The organism is Actinosynnema sp. (genome assembly GCF_052038725.1).
In genome coordinates this window covers 1-6,976 of the sequence record NZ_JBQGCX010001009.1, presented here as the reverse complement: position 1 = coordinate 6,976, position 6,976 = coordinate 1, and the positions used below count along the sequence as shown (strand labels likewise).

The window sequence follows — 6,976 nt, the reverse complement described above, 5'->3', positions numbered from 1 at the left end:
AGTTCGACGTTGCCGCGCAGGGGTTTGGTCAGCCACGGCTCGGACTGGCCGCCGCCGAGGTCCTCGCGCCGCCAGCCGCGCCGCACCAGGGCGAGCAGCGCCCCCGGTGCGGCCTGCGCGCCGTCGAACCTGGTCAGGGTGCTGGTGGCGCGCGCGGCGGCGGTCAGGGCGACCACCGGGCGGCCCAGTTGCGGGAAGGGCTGGACGACCTCGTGGTCGGCGAGCAGCTCGGCCCACGCGGGCAGGTCGGCGCCCAGGCCCAGCGGGTGGACGACGTGGAGCCGGGTGTCGTCGGGCAGCGGGACCGGGGTGTCCGCGAGGTCGGCCGCGGTGCCGTCCTCGGCGACGCGGAAGCGGGTTCCGCCCGCCGTGGACCAGAGCAGGCGGTCGACCAGGTCGCGCAGCAGCGGGTTCGCGCGCAGGACGCCGTGGAACTCGGCCGCGCTCCACGTCCGGCCCTCGACCATGGCGCGCTCCAGGCGCTTGGTCTGGTCGCGGACCACCGCGGCGGCGGGGCGGCCGTGCGGGACGAGGCGGTCGGCGAGCTGCTCGGCGTCCAGGCCGACCGCGCGGGCGGCCTCGGTGATCCGGCGGGTCGCGTCCGCCCTGAGCACGGGGAACTTGGCGGTGCGGGCGATGCGGTCCAGGCCGCGCAGCGCCTCCTCGGTGCCGGTGCCCGCCAGGACCTCCAGCCCGGTCGTGGCGCGCTGGTGGTTGCCCTCGCCCGGCCAGCGCGCGACCAGCGCGGCGAGCTCGGCGGTGGCGCGGTCGTCGGCGAGGTCGGACTGGGCCTGGAGGACCCAGGTGGACGCGGGGTCGGCGCCCTCGGCGAGCCAGCGGTGCAGGAGGGCGGAGCCGAAGCGCGCCAACGAGTCCGCCGCGCAGACCCGCTTGACCGGGGCCAGGCCCGCGCGGCGGGCGTCGGGGTGGGCGGCGAGGACGTGCAGCAGGTTGCGCACGGCGGGCTCCGGCAGGGCGCGGCCCGCCACGAGCACCGGGGGCAGGGCGGGGATCGCGCGGTCCAGCCAGCCCGGCGGGGCGGTGGGGGTGAGCGAGTCCAGCGGTCCCGCGTCGAGGAGGGCGCGCAGGGCGTCGGCGCGACCGAGTTCGGCGGCCATCTCCAGGAGCGGCTCGCGGTGCTCGGGGCCTGCGAGCAGGCGCAGCGCCGCCTCGGCCGCGCGGCGGGACGGCCCCGGTCTGCCGAGCAGGGCGGGCAGGAGGGGGCGGAGGGCGTGCGCGCCGTGGCGGGTGAAGTAGGCGGTGATCTCGGCGAGCGGGGGCGTGCGGCGCAGCAGCTGGGCGGCCAGGAGCTTGGAGGTGTCGGCGTCGGCCAGCGGGACCAGGGCCGAGGCCGCGACGCGCGGGACGTGCTTGACGGCGTCCCTGAGGAAGGCGGACGCGGCGTGGCCGTGCGTGGCGGCCAGGCGGTGCGCCCAGTCGGCGAGGTGCACGGGGTAGTCGGGGCGCCACGTGGCGAGCACGGGGGTGACGACGTCCTCGGGGGCGTTCAGGAGGAGGGTGAACTGCTGGTGCCAGGCGAGCGCGCCCGCGTGGAGCGCGGCGACGGCCTCGGGCCAGTCGGGGAGCCCGGCGGGGTCGGCGAAGTCCTCGGGCAGGGGGCGGGCGGCCCACTCCTCGCGCTCCCCCGGCAGCCAGCGCTCGTGCGGGCGGTCGGTGACGCGCAGGCGTGCGGCCGGGGGTTCCGGGGTTTCCCACGGCGGGTTCACGAGCGGGCTGGGCAGGTCGGCCGGGTCGGCCTCGGTGATCCGGCGGGTCGCGGGGGCGGGCTCAGGTTCCGGGGCGAGGCGGGCGGCGCGGCCGGGGAAGCGGTCGCGGGCCTTGCGCTGGACGGCTGGGGCTCCGGTGGTCAGCACGAGGGTGAGGGCCTCGTCGGACGGGAACTCGGCGACGACGTCCAGGACCTTCGCGCGCTGGGGCGCGGTGAGGGCGGGGAGCAGGCGGGTGAGGCCGGGCAGGGCGTCGTCCGGGCCGAGGGTGGCGACCAGGGTCGGCAGGGCCCACGGGCGGGAGGTGAGGCACTCCGGGTCGGCGCGGTCGACGACGGTCTCGAACTGGGCGCGGTCGGCGACGGTGGCGACGAGGAGGGCCAGGTCGTGGCCGGGGGCGTCCGGGTCGGCGGCGGCGATCTCGGCGCACAGCCCGGCGGTCCAGGCAGGTTCGTCGGGCAGCAGGAACGCGGCGATGGCGCGGGCGGCCGGGGTGGTGCGGTGGCGGGCGATCGCGTCGCGGGCGGCGGCGCGGACCTCGTCGGGGGCGTGCGCGAGGTCGTGCCGGAGGGGGACGGCGCCGCGGTCGAGCGTCCAGAACGGGTGGTAGGTCTGGTCCTCGGGTGCGGGGTGGGGTTCGTGCTGGTGGGAGAGGGTGAGGGCGGTGGCGGCGGTGACCGCCTCGGCGGCGAGCGGCAGGCCGTGGTCGGCGGCCCAGCGGCGGGTGAGCAGGCGCTGGGCCCTGGCCTTGCCGGGGGAGGTGACCAGGCTGTCGAGCGCGCGGTAGAGCACGGCCGCACCGACCGGGTCGGGGACGCCGCGCAGGAAGGCGTCGAGCCGGGGGTTCGCGGGGACGCGGGAGCGCACGCGCAGGCAGAGGTCGGCGGCCAGGGCCTGGTCGGCGGGACCTGGGGTTTTCCGCGGCTCGGGGGCGCTGCCGTCGCCGCGCCGGGGCAGCACGTGGCGCGCCAGGGCCGGACCCATGGCGTAGGTGCTCTCGGTGGCTTCCATCGCTCCCCTTTCCCGTCAGGGGGGACGGTAGCGGCGGGGTACGACAAAACCGGTTCCCGGCGTCGGGAGGATCGGGGGGTGGTCGATCGGGTGCGGGAGTTCTGGGACGGTCAGGCGGTGCTGCTCGCCGAGGCTGGACGCCGGGTGCGCGGGGTGGACCTGCCTGGGAGGATGGTCGGGACGGAGGTCCGGTGAAGCGGGGGAAGCAGCTCAAGGCGGCCAGGCGGGAGAAGCGGGCCGCGCGGGAGGCGGCGCCGAAGCTGCCCAAGCGGCCGAAGCGGTGGTCCGAGGCCGAGCGGAGCGCGAACCTGCTGGCGCACGCCAAGAGCGGGATCTTGACGGACGCCGAGGCTGCCGAAGTGGCGGACGCGCTGGTGGCCGACCCGTTCGGGGAACACTCCTACGAGCGGATTCACACGCTCGGGCGGTCGTTCTCCACGCGGTACGAGGAGCTGATCGCGGGCTACCTCACGCATCGGGGTGACGACATGCTGGTGCGGATCGCGCTTCAGACGTTGTGCGGGTTCTGGGGCATGTGCGAGCGGTACCTGGCCGACCTGCGGCGGTTCCTGGACGGGGCTGACAACGACCCGATGGGGTTCGCGCGGATGGTCGCGGTGTCCGCCGCCGGGGAGCACCTGCGCGACAACGTCCACAGCGGACTGCTCGCGCACCTGCTGGACCTCGCGGCGCTGCGGCACGACGAGGACCAGGACGGGATCGAGCACGTGGTCGACGCCCTCTCGCGCGCGCTCGGCGACCCCTACTGCGCGGCTCCGATCAAGGCGGCCAGGGCGGCCTGGGAGGACGAGGTGCTGCGGCGGGCGCGGGAGCGGTTGGCCGCGGAGCTGGGCTGACCGCTCCCCCCGCGCCGCCGGTCAGTCCAGGACCGCCACGGCCTCCACCTCCACCAGGTGCTCGGGCACGTCCAGCGCGGCGACGCCGATCAGGCTCGCGGGTGGGACCGGCACGCCGCCCAGGTCGGCCGCCGCCCTGGCCACGCCCTCCAGGAACAGCGGCATCTTGTCCGGGGTCCAGTCCACGACGTAGACGGTCAGCTTGGCCAGGTCCGCGAGCGTGGCGCCCGCGCCCGCCAGGCCCTTCGCGACGTTGCGGTAGCACTGGGCCACCTGCTCCGCGAGGTCGCCCTCGCCGACCGTCGCCCCGGTGGCGTCCCAGGACACCTGTCCGGCCAGGAACAGCAGCTTCGAGCCGGTGGCCACCGCCAGCTGGCGGTAGGGCGGCACCTCGGGCAGGCCCTCGGGGTTGATCAGGGTGATGGCCATGGTCTGCTCCAGACGTCGGTGGTGGCGGTCCGGTGTGGACCGTCCGCGTCCCACAAACATAGCAAAGCAATGCTATGGAATGTCGGTGGGTGACGAGCGCGACGATCCGGGCGCCCTGGGACCCGGCCGATCACCGCGCGGCGCGCCACCGGACCCGGGACGATTCCGATCATGCGGAGTTCACTGTTCAACCACGCCGAGCGGCAAGTCGAGCCGGGCAGCTTCCAGCTCCAGAACGAGCGGATGCTCAAGGTCGACCTCACCGGCAGCGGCGGGTTCTTCTTCGCCAAGCAGGGGTCCATGGTCGCCTACCAGGGCGACGTCGACTTCGCCTACGAGGGCGCGGGCGGGATCGGGAAGCTGTTCAAGAAGGCGTTCACCGGCGAGGGCATGTCGCTGATGAAGGTCTCCGGCAGCGGCGACGTCTTCCTCGCGCAGGACGCCGACGAGATCTTCGTGCTGCACCTGGAGAACGAGTCCGTCACCGTCAACGGCGGCAACGTGCTCGCGTTCGAGAGCGGCCTCAAGTGGGACATCAACCGCGTCGAGGGCGCGTCGATGCTCAGCGGCGGGCTGTTCAACACCACGTTCACCGGCACCGGCGCGCTCGCCGTGACCGCGTTCGGGACGCCCGTCGTGCTCAACGTGGACGTGCCCACCTACGTGGACATGCAGTCCGCCGTGCTGTGGTCGACCTCGCTCCAGTCCTCGATCAAGAAGACCGCCAAGCTGGGCGCGATGATCGGGCGCGGGTCCGGTGAGGCGTACCAGCTGGCGCTCAGCGGCCAGGGCATCGTGGTCGTGCAGGCCTCCGAGGGGCACCCGCCGCCCCAGGCCGCGGGCTGAGCGGATCCGCTCGGGGCGCACCGCGATCCGGTGCGCCCCGAGCGGTTCAGCCGCGCGGCGCGCTAGAACCAGTAGGTCCGGAGCAGCTCGCCGGACAGCGTGCCGTCCGCCTTCCTGCTCCAGAAGCTCATGCGGAAGTACGAGCTGGTCGGGACGAGGTCGAACACGGCCGTCCCCTCGGGTCCGACCGGCACGACCGTGCCGGGATCGGAGTCGCGGTCCCGCCACAGCACCTCGGTCGACCCCGCCAGCGCGGGCGTCACGACGAACCGGATCGGCTCCCCCACGCGCGCGGTCGGCGTGCCGCCCTCGGGGAACTGCGGGCTGGTCACGGTCGGGGGCAGCTTCCTCACCCGGAACGAGTGCGACCTCGAGTCGGTGACCACCCCGCTCGCGGTGACGCCCACGACGGAGAGGGAGTGGTGGTCGGGCTTCGGAGGCGCCCACCGGATCACCGCCGTGCCGTCGGGCCCCGCCGGGACGGTCCGCTCCTGCCCGCCGTTGAAGCTGTACCGGTAGGACACGACCGGGAGCTGCGGCGAGGAGAGGGTGAACACCCCTTCCACGCCGGGGCCGCCGTTGTCGTAGCCACCGGGGTACGTGGCGCTGGTGACGGTCGGCGCGGGGGCCTCGGCCCGCAGTCGGCTGTTGGCCACCCCGGAGCGGTAGCCCGCCGAGTTGATGCTCACCGCCCGGATGGCGAAGGTGCCCTTCGCGGTCGGCGTGTGCTCGACGGTCGCCGTGCCGTCGGCGCCCGCGGGCACGAACTGCTCGGGCCCGTCGCCGATCCGGTAGGCGTAGGAGACCACGTCGTCCCTGGACCAGGGCTCGAACGTGATGACCCGCTTCTCACCGACCAACCCCGACCACGGCCGCGGGTAGATGGAGGGGACGACCTGGTTGACGGTGAAGGTCCTCCGGAGCACGCCCGAGCGCTCGCCCCGCGCGTTCGTGGTCCACACCTCCAAGGTGTGCCCCGAGTAGTCCGGCGTGGGTTCGGGGAACGCCAGGGTGATCACGCCCTTGCGGTCGGGACCGACCGGCAGCGCCTTCTCCTCGCCGCCGTCGAGCCGGTAGCCGAACGCCACCGCGTCGTCCAGGCGCGCGGTCAGCTCGACGTCGGTGGGCGCCCCGATCTCGAAGTACGGGTCCGTCGCGTAGGGCTCGGTGGCGCGCACCCAGTACCGGTAGAGGGCGCCGGGCGAGCGCCAGCCCGCGCGGTCGACCCCCACGACCAGTATGTCGTTCCGAGCGTCCATGGTTGGCGAGATCATGACCGTGGCGCGGCCAACCGCCCGGTCGGCGGCGACCAGACCGCCGTCGATCCCGGTGCCGCTGTACTCGAAGGCGACGATCTGCTCGTCGCCGAGCGCGTCGAACGTGAAGTCGCCGGGGCTGCCCTGCGCGCCGTCACCGGGCGGCCCGCTGTTCTCCGGGAACGTGGTGGAGCTGATCTTCGGGGTCTGGCTGGGGCGCACCAGGTCGGCGGTGAACTCGCACGGCTCGGACCAGGCGGACTTGGCGAGCCCGTCGTCGCTGCGCGCGGCGAACGCGTAGGTCCCGCCGTCCTGGACCATGCCCTCGGGGAAGTGCCCCCACAACCTGCTCGAGTAGTCGTCCATGGTGACCTCGACGCGCCGCCCCGGCTCGGACACCGGCCAGAACGCGAGCTGACCGGTCCGGGCGCCCCCGTTGACGTCGCGCGTGGTCGCCGAGACGACCGGGCGGCCGGTGGTGATGTACGGGACGGCGCCGCACTCGTAGTGCTCCACGAACAGGTTCGTCGGGGTGTCCGGCGGGTGGTTGTAGGCGCCCCGCAGGGGCGAGCCTGCCAGCCCGTGCACGCGCGACCTGCTCGGGTCCGCCTGGTGCTCCTCGGCGACGCGGACCACCACGGTCAGGGAGGAGCGGCCCTCGGCGACGGCCCGCGCGACGGCGTCGTGCGCGTTCCAGGCGGGGTAGCCGGGGCACTCCCCCGCCTGGGGCGCGGGTTCGAGCCTGGTCAGCTCGGGAGGCTGGTTGGCCCAGGTGATCGGGCCGGTCGGCTCGACCACCCACACCTCGGTGGCGCGCGGCGCGGAGCAGTCGGCGACCGAGCGCTCGACC

The 6,976-nt window shown here is 74.8% G+C and carries 5 protein-coding genes; 2 read left to right on the top strand and 3 right to left on the bottom strand.

What is annotated here, in order from left to right; translation table 11 throughout:
• Positions 1–2,738, bottom strand: a 2,738-nt coding sequence (locus ACTUAL_RS21405; protein ID WP_440901498.1) for a DUF4132 domain-containing protein, incomplete at its 3' end; no start/stop codon positions are given.
• Positions 2,739–2,929: 191 nt separating this feature from the next.
• On the opposite strand from ACTUAL_RS21405, the gene ACTUAL_RS21400 reads away from it, so the two are divergent.
• On the top strand, positions 2,930–3,595 hold the full coding sequence (locus tag ACTUAL_RS21400; protein WP_440901497.1) for a hypothetical protein: 666 nt from the start codon (positions 2,930–2,932) through the stop codon (positions 3,593–3,595).
• A 21-nt stretch (positions 3,596–3,616) separates the two neighbouring features.
• Here ACTUAL_RS21400 and ACTUAL_RS21395 read toward each other — a convergent pair whose 3' ends face one another.
• Complete coding sequence (locus tag ACTUAL_RS21395) at positions 3,617–4,024, bottom strand: RidA family protein (RefSeq protein ID WP_096495354.1); 408 nt, start codon at positions 4,022–4,024, stop codon at positions 3,617–3,619.
• Positions 4,025–4,195: 171 nt separating this feature from the next.
• Here ACTUAL_RS21395 and ACTUAL_RS21390 point away from each other — a divergent pair, with 171 nt between their 5' ends.
• On the top strand, positions 4,196–4,870 hold the full coding sequence (locus tag ACTUAL_RS21390) for an AIM24 family protein (protein WP_041838115.1): 675 nt from the start codon (positions 4,196–4,198) through the stop codon (positions 4,868–4,870).
• Between the two features lie 62 nt (positions 4,871–4,932).
• On the opposite strand, the gene ACTUAL_RS21385 is transcribed toward ACTUAL_RS21390, so the two are convergent.
• Positions 4,933–6,976, bottom strand: a 2,044-nt coding sequence (locus tag ACTUAL_RS21385) for a hypothetical protein (protein ID WP_440901496.1), incomplete at its 5' end; no start/stop codon positions are given.

Bases quoted from the DNA above. Each gene is read 5' to 3' on its own strand.
- ACTUAL_RS21390 (WP_041838115.1), top strand. From the start codon at position 4,196: ATGCGGAGTTCACTGTTCAACCACGCCGAGCGGCAAGTCGAGCCGGGC.
- ACTUAL_RS21395 (WP_096495354.1), bottom strand. From the start codon at position 4,024: ATGGCCATCACCCTGATCAACCCCGAGGGCCTGCCCGAGGTGCCGCCC.